Consider the following 17,264-nt stretch of genomic DNA (forward strand, 5'->3'; position numbering starts at 1 on the left):
CCACTCCAACCGTGAATCGATGCGAAAGCTCACGGCCAAGTGGAGAGGCGCTGCAGCCCTCCCCGGGCACACGCTGGCCCCAGCGGCCCACCCAGCAGGGGGGACGGTGGGTGAGCGTCATCCATCGCTCCCCCGGCGTGTCGGTTCTACTGGGGATGCATCACGACGACCTCGCTCACGTTGTTCCCATAAACAGACATGCCCCGGTTCGCCTGGTAGTTGAAGATGGCGCCATTGCGCACGATGCCCACGTCACTGCCCTTGGACTCCACGCCGTAATCCCAGCCCTTCTTCGTCTGGAACACCACCGAGCCCTCGGGAATCTGCCCGTTGGCGGCGGCCGCGAGATACGCATCTCCGGAGAGGACGTGCGCCTGCACGCTCCCGTAGGGGCTGTTGATGGTCTGCACCGTGGACTCGGGGATGTTCACGGACTTCCAGTGCCCGCTCTGGAGCATCTGGACCATCATGCCGCGCGGGTTGTTGCCGTCAGCGTTCGTGCTGGCAGGCAGCCCCTTCAGTCCCGCACGCTGGAGATTGGAGCGCGTGGTCCTCACACACGAGTGGGGCTCGCCCCCTTGAAGGTTCAGCGCGTTGATGGCGTCGAGCCCGGGGTTGCGCTGCGTGCCGCCATTGTTCACGAACTGCTTCCGGGGACCGGCCACGGACGCGGTGTCGAAGCCGCTGCGGGTCAACTTCTCCCGAACGACGTCCGCCCTTCGCGCGGCGACCTGCCTGGACAACGCCAGGGCCTTCTCCTTGATCAGGGCCTTGTCCTTGGCCGGAGACTTCTCCTTCGCCTGGGACTTGTCCTTCGCCTGCGACTTCTCCTGGGAGATCTTGCTCCCTGACCCGCTGCGGGACGACCCGGACGACTCACGGGAGGAAGAGGAAGAAGAGCTGCGGCTGGAGCTACTTGACCCGCTGGAGCTGCTGGTGGAACCGACGCTCATGGACGTGACCCCGGCATGGCTTCGGGCTCTCCAACTCCTGCACCCCCGAAGGCTTCGTATTTCCAATTGTCGATAATCGCCGGCGGAAGTTTCCCGCTCCCCAAGAGATCCCGCGCTTTCTTGTAATCGCCCGGAATCACGGGGGTCCTTCCGAGCCTGCTGGGTCCTTTCCTGTCGGAGATGCGCGCGGGGGTCCAGCCCTGGAGTGAGCAGAGCATCGGCATCTGCCAGGGGCAGGGCCGCGACTGCCCGGAGTTCCTCGGCACCAACGTGGGCGAGCTGCCTCCGGGGCAGTACATGGTTCGCGCCGGGGGGCGCGAAGGATTGCATCTAACCGGTCCTCGTCGCGCATGAGCGCGATGAGCTGACGGACCTCCGGGCCCGTCATCGCTCTTGCGCTCCATCCGGCCGCACCTTGCACGCCGGAGACTTGCCCCAGGAAGGCACTCCTTGCACCTGACGGGCCTGGGTGTACGCCAGACCTGGGGTGGCTGTCCGCGCAGCCACCCCAGACGGTGCACGGCTCAGCTTACTGAATGCTGGTGATGATCTGCGCCTGGCACGTCGTCGGGTCGATGAAGGAGTTGACCGCGTCGAGCGTACAGACTGCGCCGCCGTAGGTGCCGGAGAAAACCTGCGCCGAGCAGGAACCGCCTACGTCGCTGACCTCCACCCGCCAGACACACGTCTTCGCGCCGGCCGGGTTCGCCGGATCGACCGTCCAGTAGTACTGCTGGGCCACCAGCGGCGTGGGGGCGGGGGCGCTGACCTGGAACCCGCCATAGGTGGCGGTGGGCACAGGGTAGGGGTTGAACACGCCGTTGAGCGTCCCCGTCAACACCTGGAGGCCCAGGGAGATATTGGCGCCGGTCTGGTTGAGGACCAGGAAGTTCTCCAGGGCGGGGGCGACGGACGCCACTGGCGCGTTGCGCAGCACGGGAACCTGGACCACCTCCTCCCGGAGGGTGACGTACTCGTCACGCTGGGAGAGGAGGTCCAGGAAGAGGCCGGCCTCAACCTGCCCGGCGAACGCGATCGACGGCGTGAGGGACAGCAGCGAGGCAGCCAGGAAACGCTTCACGTTCCTCGTCATGGACTTCTCCTGATTGGATTGTACAGGGGTTGGCCGAAGCCACTGTCTCACTAGCACTGCCAGTGATTCAATTTCAAATCAAAACTTTGTTTGAAGGCATTTGCCGTAAAGCTGGATGATTGCATTCCGGGCGTTGCTCATGGCCAATGGGCGGCTGTCTGGATGAATTCGTCCATGGTTCGACGGGAGTGGACGAAGCCGTCCAGGTTGGCACCATCGCTCCTCCGCCATTGTCCCCGCCGGAGGTCGCCGGAGGTGTCTCGCCGGAGGTGTCCAAGGATTTGAAACGAGAGACCCGAACCAGAACGAGACTCGGCGTGGAGGGTTGAATCCACCCCCTTCAAATGCTTCCGCGGACTTGCGAGTTGGCGCGCACGGTGCATCCGGCCTGGCGGAAGGCACGCGGGGGGAATCGGGATGGGCTGGCCGCTGAGAGCGTGTTGAGCTCTCTCTGGGATGGTACGGGGAGGAGGGTCAGGAAGGGTGTCAGACGATTCGTAGGCTGAGGAAGGAGGTCCAGGAAGGGTGTGGAGACGCCTTCTCAGAGACTTCGCCGGACACCTTCCCCAGGAGTAGGCCCCCACCTGACGAACCGAGTACCTCCTGGATGTCAGGCGCGGTCCATGCGAACACCGTGGCTCCTGGCCACCAGCAGGCGGGAAGGTCAGGGCGGAGGGGTACGCATGGACGAGGAGAAGAAGTCCGAAGCGAGCGGGGAGGAACCGGAGCGGTTGGGGCCGTACGTGATTCAGGAGCAGGTGCAGCAGTCCCATGACAGCCAGGAGGAGCTCTACCTGGCCACGCACGAGACGAGCGGGGCCACGGCCCTGGTGCGCAAGCACGCCGCCAAGGAGGACGCGGCAGCGCGCAAGGACTGGCGGGTACTCTTCGGCTCCTGGGCCTCACGGGGCTACTCCGCCATGGAAGTGGAGCACACCGACTGGGCCAGGGCCCTGGACAGGCAGTCGGCGGAGTCGCTGCTACTCACGGTGGAGAGTGTGCTCGAGGAAGTGCGGCGCATGGCCCGCGCCGTGTCCGACCCCCACGAGCCCCGCCTCCGGTGGAGCCTGGGGTGGGGCATGGCGAGCGCCGCCATGGTGTGCGCCCTTCTCTTCGCGCTGGTGCGTCTGCCCTCGGTGTCCCAACCCCCAAGCACCCCGGAGCCTTTGGCGAGCGCCCCGTCCGCCTCTGGGAGCCACGAGGAGCCCGCAGCGGGCGAAAATCCGGACATGCCCACCCATGGCGGGCTCGTGGACACCGCGGACGCGGGGCAATCCGTACTCGCCCGTCCGCTGCCGCGCGAGCCCTTCAAGGGACAGAAGCGCCCTCCGTGCCATCGCTACGCCGAGGTCGAGTTGGTCGGTGCCTGCTGGTTGCCTCACGAGTTGAAGGCCCCGTGCCCGGACGTGCTCTATGAGCACCAGGGCAAGTGCTACTCGCCCGCCTTCAGCGCGAAGCAGCCGCCCTCATCGCTCGGGCAGTAAGGAGCGCGGGGCCCCTGGCGCCCGGCAACCGGGTTCGCTCGTCCCTGCTCGCCCATCCGACATTGGCCGGGAAGGGTGTCAGACGATTTGCAGGCGGCTGCGTTTTGGTGACGCGCTCAAGCTCGATGACTTGACGTTCACGAAGCAGTGACGAGGGGCGGAAGTCCCCGGGCGCTCGTCCTCGGAGGGCTGTCCGGGGCCCCTTCCGAAGACCTGGGGACCAGAGGCGCGTCTCCCGGGTACGAGCCCTCGGGAGGTGTGCGCTGAACTCGCGGTCATTGTCTGTCCAGAGGTTCGTGGTAGTTTCACCAAGCTCCCTGATGGACAGGGGGTAAAAGGATGAGGGTAATGAGCAAGAAGACGGGGTTGTGGCTCGTGATTTCCACTCTCGCGGGGGTGGCGCTGGGGGCCGCGCCGGCCATGGCGGAGCAAGATCAAGATCCCTGCTACGAGGAGCTCTATTACTGTATCGATCAGGCGAACCAGGAGCCGGAAGACTGGATTCGGGACTATAGCATTCAGTTGTGCTACTCCTTTTTCAACACCTGCATGGACATAAGCCACCCTGGCGGTACCTGAACCCGGAGAGCAGTGACTACCGCCCGGCGGACTGTCATTGCTCCCAGGTTCGGTTCTCGCCTCGATCGGTCCTTCGATTCGAGGCCTCTTCGTCACCAATGACGCGCGCAGACTCCCTCCAGGTTGCCAGCTTCCGTCTTCAAGGCTGGTATGCGCGGCCGGCAGTGGGCATTGGAGGGATGGAACTCAATCGCTTCTGCGCCCGCCCGGCGTGCGGCTCATGGGCTCCCCGTCAGCCTCCCTCTCTCCCCTCTGCTCCCGCCCGCTACCCCCAAGAGGGCGCCTGTCCTTCCTATGCTCAAGGCCCGGTAGGCGGAGTCCCTCCTGCCTTGAGGGACACCGGCGCCGACGACAGGGAGCGCGCTACCGGCGCTCGCTGTCCAGGTGCTTCATCTGGGCCGGGTCGTAGCGGTCGCCGGAGATCTTCACCACCGACTCGAGCGCCGCGAGGTCCTCCTTCGACAGCGGGCGCGCCAGGGCACCGAGCACGTCCTCGAGCTGCGCGCGGGTCTTCGCTCCCACCACGGGAACGAATGCCGGCTGCCGCGCCAGCACCCAGGCGAGTGCCACCTGCCCCGGCGTCATGCGACGCTCATGCGCGAAGCGCTGGAGGGCCTTCACCGAGTCCTCGTTCTTCGCCCCGTTCTCGCCAGCGAAGCGAGGCTGATGGGCGCGCCAGTCTCCCGCTTCCGTCGGCTTGCTGCCCGTGAGCAGTCCTCGCGAGAAGACCCCGTAGAGCGTCGCGCTGATGCCGAGCTCCGCGAGCACGGGGAAGATCTCCGCCTCGGGGCCCCGGGTGCCGATGGCGTACTCGATCTGCAAGTCGACGATGGGGTGGACCTTGTGGGCCCGGCGGATCGTCTCGACACCCACCTCCGACAGCCCGATGTGGCGCACGTAGCCCGCCTTCACCAGGTCCGCGATCGCCCCGATGGTGTCCTCGATCGGAACGGAGGGATCCAGCCGCGCGGGGCGATAGATGTCGATGACCTCCACCCCCAGCCGCTTCAGGCTGTAGGCAATGAAGTTCTTCACCGCGACGGGGCGCGTGTCGTTGCCGTTGAAGCTCCCATCCGGCCCGCGGAGCGCTCCGAACTTCACCGAGAGCTGCACCTTGTCCCGGCGCCCCTCGATGGCCCGCCCCACGAGCAGCTCGTTGTGGCCCATGCCGTAGAAGTCCCCCGTGTCGAGCAGCGTCACCCCTCGCTCGATCGCGGCCTGGATCGTCCGGATGCTCTCGGCGTCATCGGTCTTCCCGTACGTGCCCGACATCCCCATGCAGCCCAGTCCCAGCGGGAAGACCTCGGGACCCGTGGAGCCCAGCTTCACCGTGCGCTTCGTCTGCTTCGTCTCGTGCGTGCTCATCCGTGTGTCTCCTTCTGCGCTCAAGACTAAGGATCGACACACTTAAATCAAATCAATAGGATGTATCCCAATCATGCACGGCATCTATGAGAAGGACCTGGACCTCAACCTGCTCCGCGTCTTCGTCGTGGTGGCGGAGGCGGGCAGCGTCACCGAGGCCGCCAGCCGCCTCTACCTCACGCAGCCCGCCGTGAGCGCGGCGCTCAGACGCCTCTCCTCGACGGTCGGGGCACCGCTCTTCGTCCGCGCGGGACGCGGACTCGCCCTCACAACGCGCGGCCAGCGCCTGTTCACCTCGGCCCGGCCGCTCCTCCAGGCCCTCGTCGAGGCCACCGTCTCCCCGGCGGCCTTCGACCCGAAGACGAGCGAGCGCACCGTGCGGATCGGCCTTTCGGACGCGAACGAAACCTGGCTCCTTCCGCCGCTGCTGCGCGCGCTCGACGAGGAGGCGCCACGCATGCGGCTCGTCGTGATTCCCGTGCAGTTCCGCACCATCGCCGAGGCCCTGGGTTCCTCGGCGGTGGACTTCGCGGTGACGGTGGCCGACGAGCTGCCAGCCGACACGCGACGTCTGTCGTTGTTCTGGGGCAGTTTCGTCTGTCTCTACGATCCGCGGCACGCCCGCGTGGGCAAGCGACTGACGCGGGAGAGCTACCTCGCGCACGAGCACGTCATCGTCTCGTACAACGGAGATCTGCGAGGGATTGTCGAGGACGCGCTCGGCGTCCAGCGGCGTGTCCGGGTCTCGGTCCCGATGTTCCACAGCGTCGGGGCGCTCGTGGAGGGCAGCGCCCTGCTCGCCACGTTGCCCGCCGTGGTCGCGCGAGAAATCACCTCGCTGCGGCCGAACCTCCGTACCACCCCCCTGCCCCTGGACCTGGGAGGCGCGCCGACGGAGCTGCTCTGGCGCAACACGGTCGACGACGACGACGCCATCCGCTTCATGCGGGACCTGGTGGTCCGCGTGGTGAAGACAATACACGGCCCCGAGGAAGCACCCCGGCCGACGACGAGCGGCCGAGGATGAACGCGACGTGACCGGAGCGTGGGCCCACCGCACGGCCCACGCCCCCTCCCCTCACGCCTTGACCTGACCCTTGTCCTTCTCGTCGCGGCCGTGCACCGAGGCCGGCGGGCTCGTGGCCTCCACCGCCGTGAAGGTCTCCAGAATCTTGTACGTGTGGCTGGCCCCCTTCGGCACGAGCCACGAGTCCCCGGGGTTGAGCACCAGCACCTGGCCCTCCAGGTGGAGCTCCGCACGGCCCTTGATGACGTAGCCCACCGTCTCGTAGTCGCGCACGCTCGGGGGCTTGGCCTCCGTGGGCTGCTCGTTCTCCCACAGCCGCATCGCCACCCGAATCCCCTCCGCCAGGTACTTCTGCCCCATCTGCCCCGTCGGCGAGTGGTGGGAATCGACCTTCTTCACACTGGTGTCACCCATCTCGGCTCTCCCCTGTCGTTTGACTTCTTCCGGACAAGCTAAGGAAGCCAACGGAGAAGCGAACCCCCCAAAACACCACGCCCGCTCCCCCACCGAAGGGAGGAGCGGGCGTGTGGTTCACGGCTCGAGAGTGCTGCTCAGCTCAGCGGGCGGACATTCTGCGCCTGCAAGCCCTTGGGGCCACGCGTCACGTCGTACTCCACCTTCTGACCTTCGGCCAGCGAGCGGAAGCCCTGCGTGTTGATGGCGGTGTGGTGGCAGAAAACGTCATCCCCCCCCGCATCCGGTGCGATGAAACCAAAGCCCTTCGCGTCGTTGAACCACTTCACGGTACCAGTTGCCATGGACTTCCCTGACTTTCTGCGCCTGCGTAACGGCAATCCACCACCCTCAACGCGAGGGTGGTACTGCGGATGGAACGGTTCGGAGCCCTCCCCCATTCCTCCCCGGTCTTCACACTTCTTCATCGCTCGCCGGGTGAGCGCTTCACATCCGCCTCCTACCTTCCTGACTGACCGATGACGCCGGGCTCTTGCTGGGCCGGTCGCTCACGGAAGGAGCAACACCATGTTCGGATACATCTTTGGAGCCGCCTGCCTCGCGGGTGCCCTCTTCACCTTGCGCCGCGCCCGGCGCTACGCATCCTGGCGCGGCGGCGTGGGCCCCTGGAGCCCGCGCGGCCGGCTGCGCCACGTCTTCGAGCGGCTCGACACCTCCCCCGGCCAGGAGAAGATCCTCGTCCAGGCCGCCGAGGACGTGACCGAGGCCGCCGAGAAGCTGCGCGGCCTCTGGGGCGACACCCGCTCCGCCTGGGCCCAGGCCCTGCGCGGAGAGCAGTTCGATGGGGCCGCCCTGCGTGAGCAGGACGCGAAGCAGGACGCGCTCGTCGAGGAGCTGCGCAAGACGATCCACGCCTCGCTCGCCAAGGTCCACGAGGCGCTCGATCCGCGCCAGCGGCGCGAGCTGGCGGACCTGCTCGAGCGCGGCTGGGGCTACGCCCACCACCGCCACCCCCGCGCCCACGCCTTCCGGGCCGGCCGCTGCGGTTGGCGCGGCGCCTGGGCGGGGTGAAGCCTTGGTAGAGTCCGCCCCGCCCATGTCCACCCGCGTCCTCCTCATCGACGATGACACCCGGATGTATGAACTGCTCGAGCAGTACCTCGGGCAGCAAGGCATCAAGGTGACCCATGCCCCCGACGGAGGCCGCGGTCTGGCCGCCCTGGACTCCCAGGCCTTCGACGCCGTGCTGCTGGACGTGATGATGCCGGGCATGGATGGACTCGAGGTGTGCCGGCGCATCCGCTCGCGCAGCACCGTGCCCATCCTCATGCTCACCGCGCGCGGCGACGAGACGGACCGCGTCGTGGGCCTGGAGCTCGGCGCGGACGACTACCTCGCCAAGCCCTTCAGCCCCCGCGAGCTGCTCGCGCGCCTGCGCGCCGTGCTGCGCCGCGCCCAGCCCTCCGCCATGGCCGAGAAGCTCGAGGCCCACGGCGTCTCGCTCGACGTCCCCGCCCGCGAGGCCCGCGTCAATGGCCGGCGCGTGGAGCTCACCGGGCTCGAGTTCGATCTGCTCGTGGCGCTCGTGCGGCGCGCCGGGCGCGTCATCCCCCGCGACGCGCTGCTCGGCGAGGCCGGCCGCAGCGACACGCTCGTGGGCGAGCGCACCGTGGACGTGCACATCTCCCACCTGCGCCAGAAGCTGGGCGAGGACGGCGCGAAGCTCATCAAGACCGTCCGGGGCGTGGGCTACCTCTTCGCCCGGGAGGGTCCGTGAGACGGCGCGGGCATCGGCACGGGCCCTGGGACTCGCCCGGCGGCTGGCCCCCCCGCCCGATGACCCGGCTCGGCGTCTATGTCCGGGCCCGGCTGCGCCGGCGGCTCTTCCTCTGGTTCGGCATCTCCATCCTCGTCACCGCCGTGGTGGTGGGCTCGGTGATGAACCTGGTGGGGGGCAACTCCTGGCGCCAGGAGCTCGAGCGCGTGCGCACCTTCGCCATCCACCGGCTCGCCGACGTCTGGGACGAGCCCGAGCGGCGAGATGCCCTCGTGCGCGAGGTGTCCAGGGATCTGCTGCTCGACATCGAGCTGCTCGACGCCTCGGGCAGGAGCCTGGTGCGCGCCGGAGAGCCGTGTCTGGGGTCCGCCAACGTCATCCTCTCGGTGGAGAACGGAGGCGTGCGGCTCGGCACCGCCCACGTCTGCTCCGGGCGCACCCGGAGCCGCACGCCCTGGCGCGGCACCCTGTTCTGGGCCGTGAGCGGACTCACGATGTGGCTGGCCTCGGGCTGGGTGGCGCGGCGGCTGGCGCGGCCCCTGGACATGCTCGCGCGCGCCGTGCAGGAGCTGGGCGAGGGCCGGCTGGAGACGCGGGTGGACCTGGGCCGCCACGCCACCGGGGAGATGCAGCTGCTGGCCTCGGCCTTCAACGAGATGGCCGCGCGCATCGAACGGCAGATGGCGGACCAGCGCGAGCTGCTGGCCACCGTGTCCCACGAGCTGCGCACGCCGCTCGCGCACCTGCGCGTGCTCGTGGAGCTGATGCGCGACGCCGGAGGGCCCGAGCGCACCGCGGACCAGATGGAGCGGGAGATCGTGGAGTTGGATGCGCTGGTGGGCGAGCTGCTCGCCAGCTCCCGCCTGGACTTCGGCCAGCTCAGCCCCCACGCCCTGGAGGGGAAGGATCTGGCGCAGCGGGCGCTGGAGCGCACGGGCCTGTCCGCCGGGCTGCTCTCGGTGGAGGTGCCCGACACGAAACTGGTGGGCGACGCCACGCTGCTGGGGCGCGCGCTGACCAACCTGCTCGACAACGCGCGCGGACACGGCCAGGGCGTGGAGGCGCTGCGGCTGGTGGAGCGCGAGGGGCGGCTCGCCTTCTGCGTGGAGGACCGGGGGCCGGGACTGCCACCGGGAGAAGAGGCGCGCGTCTTCGAGCCCTTCTACCGGGGCAGCGCGGGCGGAGAGCGGCGCGAGGCGGGCTCGCTGGGCCTGGGGCTCGCCCTGGTGCGGCGCATCGCCCGGGCCCACGGCGGAGAGGCCTTCGCGGAGAACCGGCCCGAGGGCGGCGCGCGCGTGGGTTTCACCCTGGAGCGCGGCGGCCGCCCGGCGGGGTGAGCTACTTCACCGAGCCCGACGCGCTGCCCTTGGCGTCCTCGGTGGAGAACTCGAAGGAGAGCGCCGCGGTCTCCCCCTCCTTCACCGTCACCTCGGCCGTCTTGGTGCCGAGCACCTCGTGCCAGGCCTCGAGCGTGTAGGTGCCCGCGGGCAGGTGCTCGATGGAGTAGGCCCCGTCCGCGTTGGAGGTGGCGAAGTACGGGTTGGGATTGACCACCACCCAGGACACCATCCACGGGTGGATGTCGCACTTGAGGCGCACCACCTCGGCCTCGACCGGCAGCGTGCGCTGCACGGGTTTGCCGTTGGGCGGCTGGGCCACGTTGAAGATGGACTTCGTGCCCGAGAGCGCCCGCGCGTTGTGCAGCGTGCCGTCGCTGTTCTTGATGAGGATGGGCTGCCCCGAGGCGACGCCCTGCACCCGGGGGGTGTAGCCGCACTGCTTCTGGTCCACGACGGCGGGCCGCGTCCGGGGCGAGCGGGGCATCAACCCGCGCACGCGCACGAGCACGTTCTCCAGCTTGCCCGCCTTCACCTGGAGGGACTGGTCCACCAGCGACATGCCCTGGCAGGCCGGATCCTGGCTGGGGGTGATGGGCGCGGACGCGGGCGGAGTGCCCTTGAAGGTGACGGTGCCCTGGATGGTGCCGCCGCCCGTCAGGGGCTCGGCCTCGGGCGACTCGTCGGTGGGAGTTGCCTCCGCCGCGTCCTGGGTCCGCGTGGACGGCTCCGCCGGGACGAGTGCGGGGGGGCTCTCCTGCTTGCAGGCGGACAGGGCCGTGAGTCCCACGGTGCCCAGCAGCGCGATCCCCAGCGTACGCAACTTCATGTCATCACTCCTCATGGCGCCCACTTCCGCCGGGCCGCGCGGTGGACCCGTGAAGGGCGCCACCTGTCGTAAGAAGAGCGGACCAGGAAGTCAACGCGAGAACGGGTTTACGGGTCATTCCCGGCGGCTGATGCTGAAAGCGGCCAGGGCGGTGAAGACGGCGGCGAAGACGAACAGCACGGGCAGTTCGAGCCCGGCGCCGGAAGACGGCGAGCCCAGGGCGAGCGAGGCCTCGGCGCCGTAGAGCGCGCGCCGCAGTCCCTCGACGGCGAAGCGCAGGGGGTTGAGGCGCATCACCCACGCCAGCACGGGCCCGGCGCCCTTCAGCGGAAAGAGCGAGCCGGAGAGCACCCACATGGGCAGCAGCACCACGCTCATGACGGCGTGGTAGCCGGCGGTGGAGCGCACCCACCACGCGAGCGCGATGCCCATGCAGGTGAGGGCCAGGGCGGACAGCCCCATCACCGAGAGCAGCAAGGGCACGTTCACGGTGGCGGCCGACACGCCGGCCAGCGGCGCGAAGAGCAGGAAGAGCGAGGCCTGCAACAGCGCGATGGCCGAGGAGCCCAGCGCCTTGCCCAGCACCACCGACAGGCGCGAGCCGGGCCCCGCCAGCACGGACTGGAGGAAGCCCTCGCGCCGGTCCTCGATGACGGAGATGGTGGCGAAGATGGCGCTGAAGAGCAGCACCATGGCGACCACGCCCGGGAAGGAGAAGCGCTGGTAGTCCAGGCCCTGTGCCCCCTCCACGCGGAAGGAGCCGGAGAAGCCCGCGCCGATGACGAACCAGAAGAGGATGGGCTGGGCGAGCGCGCCCACCACGCGGCTGGGCTGACGGAAGAAGCGCACCACGTCACGCGAGAGCAGCACGCGCACCGTGGCCCACTGGAGCGCGAGCGCGCCCGGCGCACGGGCGGCCCGCGCGGGAGCAACCGGCGCCACCCGCTCGAGCCGGGGCTCGGAGGACACGGAGGTGTCGGAGAGGGAGGAGGCGTGAGCGTTCATCGACGGCTTTTCCTCGTGGAGGGCTCGGCGGCGGGCTGATCCGCCCCCAGGGTGCGGCCCGTGAGTTGAAGAAAGACATCCGCGAGCGTGGGCCGGCGCAGCGACACCGCCGCGAGCCGGCCCGCGGGAAAGGCCTCCACCAGGCGCGGCACCAGGGCATGGCCCCGCTCGGCCTCCACCTGCACGTGCCCCTCCACCACGCGCGCGTCCAGCCCCAGGCGCTCACGCACCTCGGCCGCGAGCGCCTCGGGCTCCCGGCCCTCGAGGATGAGGAGATCTCCCCCCACCCGCGCGGTCAGGGCCGCGGGCGTGTCCATGGCCACCAGGCGCCCCGCGTCCAGGACCGCCAGGCGATCACACAGCTGCGCCTCGTCGGCGCGGTGAGTGGTGAGCAGCACCGTGAGGCCCTCGGTGTCGCGCAGCGCGCACAGGTGGGCCCAGAAGGAGCGGAAGGACGCCTCGTCGAGCCCCTGGGTGGGCTCGTCCATGAGGAGCACACGGGGCTGGTGCACGAGCGCCCGCGCCAGCTCGAGCCGCCGCCGCATCCCTCCCGACCAGGTGCCCACGCGCTCGTCCCCGCGCGCGTCCAGACCGATGAGCCGGAGCATCTGCTCCACGCGCGCGTGGGCGTGCTCACCCGTCAGCCCATACAGCCGGGCGCCGAGCAGGAGGTTCTCCCGCGCGCTCATCAGATCATCCAGGCTGCCGCGCTGGAAGATGATGCCCAGGCGCTGGCGCAGCGCGGGATCATGCAGCGACAGGGGCCGGCCCTCGAAGAGGACGCGGCCCGCGTCGGGGGCCAGCAGTCCGGCGAGCACCTGGAAGGTGGTGGACTTGCCCGCCCCATTGGGGCCGAGCAGGCCGACGATCTCCCCCGCGCGCACCGAGAGGCTCAAACCATCGAGCGCCACGCGCGACTTGAAGCGCCGGGTGAGACCGTCGAGTTGAAGCAGGGGCACGGACGCGAGCGCCGTGACCGGAGGGGCCAAAGGGGCCGGAGTCATCCTCGAATCAACCATGTCCCCCGCTGTCGAGCATCATCGCGGCGAAAAGGCCGGTCAGGTACAGCAGGCTGAACAGGAACGTCTGACGGGCCCAGGCCCTTCCCAGGCGCCGGAAGAGCCCCGCGGCGCCCAGGCCGAGGAAGGACAGGCCCAGCAGTACCGCGGCACCGAGGTACCACCCCCCGGCGATGCCGAGCTGGAAGGGCAAGAGGCTCATGGGCACCAGCGCCACGAGGTAGAGGACGATCTGCAAGCGGCTGGAGTCCTCGCCCCGCTCGATGGGGACGCACGTGAGCCCGGCCGCCGCGTACTCGTCCTGGCGGAACAGGGCGATGGCGATGAAGTGGGGGATCTGCCAGAGGAAGAGGATGGAGAAGAGGACGTAGCCGCCCGCGTCGATCTGCCCCGTGACGGCCGTCCAGCCCATGAGCGGGGGGAGCGCGCCGGGCACCGCGCCCACCAGCATGGCGATGGAGGAGTGGGCCTTGAGCGGCGTGTACACGAGCACGTAGCTGAGCAGCGCCACCAGGCCGAGCAGCGCGGTGAGCGGGTTGGCCCCCAGCGCGAGCGCCGGCAGACACACCGCGGCGAGCCCCACCCCGAAGGCGAGCGCGACGTGGGGCTCCATGCGCCCGGAGGGCAGGGGGCGGTTGCTCGTGCGCGCCATGAAGCGGTCGCTGTGGCGCTCCCAGTAGCAGTTGAGCGCGTTGGCCGCGCCCACGGTGCCCGCGGTGGCCAGCAGCGTCACCAGGATGCGCGACACCGTCAGCTCTCCGGGAGCCAGCCACATGCCGCCCGCGGCCGTGGCGAGCACCAGGCCCGACAGCCTCGGCTTGGTGAGGGACATCAGATCCGAGGCGAGGCTCGGCGAACTCACGGCACGCGCAATCACGCGGACTCCCCGAGGCGCGTCAGGCACGCAGGGCGGCTGGCGCGGCTGGAGGCGGAGCGGACTCCGCCCAAGATGAGATGAAGGCCGCCCTCCCTTACACACAAGGAGGTGGCCACATCAAGCAAACGGGCGCGGGATTCATGCCATCCCCGCGCCCGCCCACATGTCTGGTGACTACTTTTTCTTGTCGGTGGGACGAGCCCGGCTCACAGCGCCTGGGCCTGCGCCACGTACTCGCCCTTGGGCTCGCGCTTGACGTACTCCTGCGCCAGCGCCTTGGCCTTGGGGGCCTGCTTCTTGTCCTTGGAGAGGAACGCCGCGTAGAAGTAGTAGGCCGGGGCGTAGTTCTCGTCCGCGTTGAGCGCCTTCTGGTACGTCTCGTCGGCCTTGGCGGTGTCGCCCTTGCCCTCGAAGACGCGCGCCAGCTCGAGCAGCGCGGCGGCCGCCTTGTCCGGCTGGCCGATGAACTCGGTGCTGGCCTTCTCCAGCGACTCCTGGGCCTTGGTCCACTCGGAGCGCTCGCGGTAGATGGCGCCGATGGCCAGACGCGCCTCGGGGTTCTTCGCGTTGGCGTCCTTCACCGAGCGCTCATACGTCTTGAGCGCGTCGTCCAGCTTGCCCTGGCGGCGGTAGGCGTTGCCCAGCATGGTGAGCAGCTTGGGGCTGTCACCCATGGTCTTGAGCGCGGTGACGAGCGCCTCGGAGGCCTCCTTCTCGCCGCCCGGCTTGCCCATGAGGGCCTTGGCCAGCTCCACGTAGAGCTGGGCGCGCGTGCCGTCCATCTTGACGGCCTTGCGGATCTCCGCGGCGGCCTGGTCGTACTGATTCTCGGAGAGCAGCCGGCGGCCCTTGATGAGGAAGAGCTCGGGGCTGTTGCGGTCGAGCGCGAAGCCGGTGTCCTCGGCCTTGGTCAGCTCCTGACGCGCCTTCTCCTTGTCGGTGGGCACGCCGGTGTCCGCGGAGAGCTTGGCCTGCTCGTCGGGCTTCATCTTCTCCATGGCGGTGGAGACGCGGGAGATGAGCAGCGCGCGCGCCACGTTGGCCGCCGCGAGCTGGCGCGGCGAAGGAGGCGGATCCACCTCCAGCAGCTTCTTGAGCATGACCGCGGCCAGGCCGAAGTTCGGCTCGTCCTGCTCGAGCATCAGCAGGGACTTGCCGAGCAGGGACTCGGGGTGGTCCTTCTCGTAGCGCAGGGCGAAGTCGTAGTTCTTCCAGGCGGTGCCGTCCTGGCCGAGCCGGCGGTACACCGCGCCGAGCGCGGCGTAGATGCGCGGGTCGTCCGGAGACAGGCCCTGGGCCTTCTCCAGGTTGTCCTTGGCGTGCTCCATGTCACCCGCGTTCATCTGGATGAGGCCGAGCGTCAGGTACAGCAGCGAGCTGCGCTTGCCCTGCTCGTCGAAGCTCTTCACCTGCTTCTCGAGCTCGACGAGGGCCTCCTTGCCCTTGCCCCCGTACGTCTTGATCAGGGCGGCGGCGGCGTACAGGTGCGAGCTGACTTCCCCGCTCTTCTGGGCGGCCGCCAGGTGCTCCTCGGCCTTGCTGCGCGCGTCGTCCCCGCCGCCGTGCTCACCCCAGCGGATGGCGTAGGCGTAGGCGAGATAGCCGTGGGCGGCCGTCGAGTCGGGAGCGACCTCGATCGCCTTGTCCGCCGCCTCGCACGCCTTCTTGTAGGAGGCGAAGGAGTCGTGCTTGAGCTCCTGGGTGGCGGCGTCGAGCTGCTTCTTGATCTCCCGGTTGCGCTGGGCGGCCATGCGGCCCTGGACGAAGTAGCCGCCCAGGATGATGGGCACCGCGACGAGCAGACCGATGGTGATGAACTTGCTCGTGTTGGAGCCGCTCTTCTTGCGCGACTTGCCGCGGGGCGCGTCGTCATCGTCATCGACGTCATCGTCCTCGACGACCACGGCGGGACGGCGGGCAGCCGCCGGACGCGCGGCCTGCGCGGCGGGGGCCTTGGCGCGAGGAGCCGGCTCGGCGGCCGGAGCGGGCGCGGCCGGGGCGGCGGCCACCGGAGCGGGCGTGGCGGCCGGGGCGGGCGCGGCCTGGACGGCCGGAGCCGCCACGGGAGCGGGCGTGGGCGCGGGGGCCGGAGCGGCGGCCACGGGCGCGGCGGCCGCGGGCGGCTGCACCTTGTACTGCTGCATCACCGCCAACGTGTCCGGATCCGCGGGATCCGCCTCGTAGGCCTTGAGCAGGTTGGCCTTGCCGGCGTCGGCTTCACCGGTCTTGATTTGCAGGGCGCCCGCCATACGCAGCGTCGCCTTGTCGGAAGGATGCGCCTGCAGCGCGCCCAGCACCTCTTCGAGGGCTTTCTTGTCCTTGCCCTGGTCCTGGTAGACGCGAGCGAGGAGGAGGCGGGGATCGGCTCGATTGGGGTGTGCCTTCACCCCTTTCTTGCAGACGACCATCGCCTCCATGAAACGGCCAGAGGCGAGATACGCCTCGGCGAGGGGCTTGTAGGCTTCGGAAGAAGGGTCGGACGCGAAGGCATGCTCCAGCTTCGCGAGCTCGGCCGGGCTCAACGTCTTTGATGGGGATGTGGACATTAAAGGAGGTGCCTTGAGGGGGTTCTTATGACACCCCAAGTTGCCGTGCGTCAATCGCCCAAGAAGGCCCGAACATTCCCGGCTTGACACCCTGGTTGGGGTCCTGTACATGCCCGTTCGTCTTCTCGACGGCGGGAAACCGCAGCCGCCCAACGGTGTTGAGAGACTGGAGTGTCATGGGGGTGTAGCTCAGTTGGGAGAGCGTCGCGTTCGCAATGCGAAGGTCGTCGGTTCGATCCCGTCCACCTCCACCATGCAGTCCCGAAGGGCTCCCCTGGAAACAGGGGAGCCCTTTTGTTTTGCGCCTCCAGTGAATTGAAAAGCGCGCCGGGTCTGTTATCCGGGGCCGATGACCGACCAGCCCACGCTCTCGTTCTTCGCCCGTCTGTGGCTCGCCCTCGTGTGCTTCTGGCGAATCTGGCTCGATCGCTCGTTCGCCCAGGCCGTGTTGCCCGTGCGCGAGGCCGACCGGGCCGGCAAGCTGCCGGCGGGCACGCCCATCCCCGAGCCGACACCCGCGAAGCCCACCCCGCCGCCCGCCGCTCCGCCCCCCGAGCGGGAGCACGCCTCGGCGCTCCAGTTCCTGGCCATGCTCCAGCGCGAGGGCCGCCTCGTCGACTTCCTCCAGGAGGACGTGGCCGCCTTCCCGGATGAGGACGTGGGCGCCGCCGCGCGCATCGTCCACGAGGGGTGCCGCAAGGTGCTGCGCCAATACCTCGCCCTGGAGCCCGTGCTCCCCCAGAACGAGGGCGACACGGTGCAGGTGCCCGCCGGCTTCGACGCCCAGCGCATCCGCCTCACCGGCAACGTGGCCGGCCAGCCGCCCTACTCCGGCTCGCTCAAGCACAAGGGCTGGGTCATCACCTCCGTGACGTTCCCCTCCACCAGTCCGGCCTTGGATCCACGGGTGCTCGCGCCCGCCGAAGTCGAGCTGTCCTGACCTTCCCGAAGGGGCCCTC

17 protein-coding genes and 1 tRNA gene are annotated in these 17,264 nt (G+C 69.2%); 8 read left to right on the forward strand and 10 right to left on the reverse strand.

Going from position 1 to position 17,264, the window contains the following annotated elements; translation table 11 throughout:
- Nucleotides 1-146: 146 nt before the first annotated feature.
- Entirely contained in the window at nt 147-953 is an 807-nt protein-coding gene (locus F0U63_RS34815) for a hypothetical protein (protein WP_395836774.1), read from the reverse strand.
- 529 nt (nt 954-1,482) lie between these two features.
- Nucleotides 1,483-2,046, reverse strand: a complete 564-nt coding sequence (locus F0U63_RS34820; protein WP_395836776.1) for a hypothetical protein — start codon at nt 2,044-2,046, stop codon at nt 1,483-1,485.
- A 683-nt stretch (nt 2,047-2,729) separates the two neighbouring features.
- Here F0U63_RS34820 and F0U63_RS34825 point away from each other — a divergent pair.
- Together F0U63_RS34825 and F0U63_RS34830 are read left to right on the forward strand one after the other, a co-directional pair.
- Complete coding sequence (locus F0U63_RS34825; RefSeq protein ID WP_395836777.1) at nt 2,730-3,530, forward strand: hypothetical protein; 801 nt, start codon at nt 2,730-2,732, stop codon at nt 3,528-3,530.
- 348 nt (nt 3,531-3,878) lie between these two features.
- Nucleotides 3,879-4,109, forward strand: a complete 231-nt coding sequence (locus F0U63_RS34830; protein WP_395836779.1) for a hypothetical protein — start codon at nt 3,879-3,881, stop codon at nt 4,107-4,109.
- A 363-nt stretch (nt 4,110-4,472) separates the two neighbouring features.
- On the opposite strand, the gene F0U63_RS34835 is transcribed toward F0U63_RS34830, so the two are convergent.
- Entirely contained in the window at nt 4,473-5,474 is a 1,002-nt protein-coding gene (locus tag F0U63_RS34835; protein WP_395836781.1) for an aldo/keto reductase, read from the reverse strand.
- A gap of 73 nt (nt 5,475-5,547) precedes the next feature.
- On the opposite strand from F0U63_RS34835, the gene F0U63_RS34840 reads away from it, so the two are divergent.
- On the forward strand, nt 5,548-6,501 hold the full coding sequence (locus F0U63_RS34840; protein WP_395836783.1) for a LysR family transcriptional regulator: 954 nt from the start codon (nt 5,548-5,550) through the stop codon (nt 6,499-6,501).
- Nucleotides 6,502-6,552: 51 nt separating this feature from the next.
- Here F0U63_RS34840 and F0U63_RS34845 read toward each other — a convergent pair whose 3' ends face one another.
- Together F0U63_RS34845 and F0U63_RS34850 are read right to left on the reverse strand one after the other, a co-directional pair.
- Nucleotides 6,553-6,915 carry a cupin domain-containing protein gene (locus F0U63_RS34845; RefSeq protein ID WP_395836785.1) on the reverse strand — a complete coding sequence of 121 codons (363 nt, stop codon included), beginning with the start codon at nt 6,913-6,915 and terminating at the stop codon, nt 6,553-6,555.
- 137 nt (nt 6,916-7,052) lie between these two features.
- Complete coding sequence (locus F0U63_RS34850) at nt 7,053-7,259, reverse strand: cold-shock protein (RefSeq protein ID WP_395836787.1); 207 nt, start codon at nt 7,257-7,259, stop codon at nt 7,053-7,055.
- Nucleotides 7,260-7,482: 223 nt separating this feature from the next.
- Here F0U63_RS34850 and F0U63_RS34855 point away from each other — a divergent pair, with 223 nt between their 5' ends.
- Genes F0U63_RS34855 through F0U63_RS34865 form a run of 3 tightly spaced genes read left to right on the forward strand, consistent with a single transcriptional unit; the run spans nt 7,483 to nt 10,029 of the window.
- Nucleotides 7,483-7,986, forward strand: coding sequence for a periplasmic heavy metal sensor (locus tag F0U63_RS34855; RefSeq protein WP_395836790.1), 504 nt, complete (start codon nt 7,483-7,485; stop codon nt 7,984-7,986).
- A gap of 25 nt (nt 7,987-8,011) precedes the next feature.
- On the forward strand, nt 8,012-8,692 hold the full coding sequence (locus F0U63_RS34860) for a response regulator transcription factor (protein ID WP_002621544.1): 681 nt from the start codon (nt 8,012-8,014) through the stop codon (nt 8,690-8,692).
- The gene (locus tag F0U63_RS34865; protein ID WP_395836792.1) at nt 8,689-10,029 is read left to right on the forward strand and encodes an ATP-binding protein; all 1,341 of its coding nucleotides are present in this window, start codon (nt 8,689-8,691) and stop codon (nt 10,027-10,029) included. Before F0U63_RS34860 ends, F0U63_RS34865 begins: the two co-directional genes overlap by 4 nt.
- Nucleotide 10,030: 1 nt before the next feature.
- Here the strand turns inward: F0U63_RS34865 and F0U63_RS34870 are convergent, their stop codons facing one another.
- From F0U63_RS34870 to F0U63_RS34890, 5 genes are all read right to left on the reverse strand, one after another.
- Nucleotides 10,031-10,858, reverse strand: a complete 828-nt coding sequence (locus tag F0U63_RS34870; protein ID WP_395836795.1) for a carboxypeptidase regulatory-like domain-containing protein — start codon at nt 10,856-10,858, stop codon at nt 10,031-10,033.
- Nucleotides 10,859-10,972: 114 nt separating this feature from the next.
- The gene (locus F0U63_RS34875; protein WP_395836797.1) at nt 10,973-11,863 is read right to left on the reverse strand and encodes an ABC transporter permease; all 891 of its coding nucleotides are present in this window, start codon (nt 11,861-11,863) and stop codon (nt 10,973-10,975) included.
- On the reverse strand, nt 11,860-12,867 hold the full coding sequence (locus F0U63_RS34880; RefSeq protein WP_395836799.1) for an ABC transporter ATP-binding protein: 1,008 nt from the start codon (nt 12,865-12,867) through the stop codon (nt 11,860-11,862). Before F0U63_RS34880 ends, F0U63_RS34875 begins: the two co-directional genes overlap by 4 nt.
- Before the next feature lie 7 nt (nt 12,868-12,874).
- Nucleotides 12,875-13,759, reverse strand: a complete 885-nt coding sequence (cyoE, locus tag F0U63_RS34885; RefSeq protein WP_395836802.1) for a heme o synthase — start codon at nt 13,757-13,759, stop codon at nt 12,875-12,877.
- A gap of 206 nt (nt 13,760-13,965) precedes the next feature.
- The gene (locus F0U63_RS34890) at nt 13,966-16,305 is read right to left on the reverse strand and encodes a tetratricopeptide repeat protein (protein ID WP_395836805.1); all 2,340 of its coding nucleotides are present in this window, start codon (nt 16,303-16,305) and stop codon (nt 13,966-13,968) included.
- Nucleotides 16,306-16,483: 178 nt separating this feature from the next.
- Between F0U63_RS34890 and F0U63_RS34895 the strand changes: the two genes are divergently transcribed.
- A tRNA-Ala gene (locus F0U63_RS34895) sits at nt 16,484-16,559 on the forward strand.
- A gap of 95 nt (nt 16,560-16,654) precedes the next feature.
- Nucleotides 16,655-17,245: a DUF2760 domain-containing protein gene (locus F0U63_RS34900; RefSeq protein WP_395836807.1), complete on the forward strand. Its 591-nt coding sequence runs from the start codon at nt 16,655-16,657 to the stop codon at nt 17,243-17,245.
- Nucleotides 17,246-17,264 lie beyond the last annotated feature (19 nt).

Source organism: Cystobacter fuscus (genome assembly GCF_044360685.1).
Taxonomy (GTDB): domain Bacteria; phylum Myxococcota; class Myxococcia; order Myxococcales; family Myxococcaceae; genus Cystobacter; species Cystobacter fuscus_C.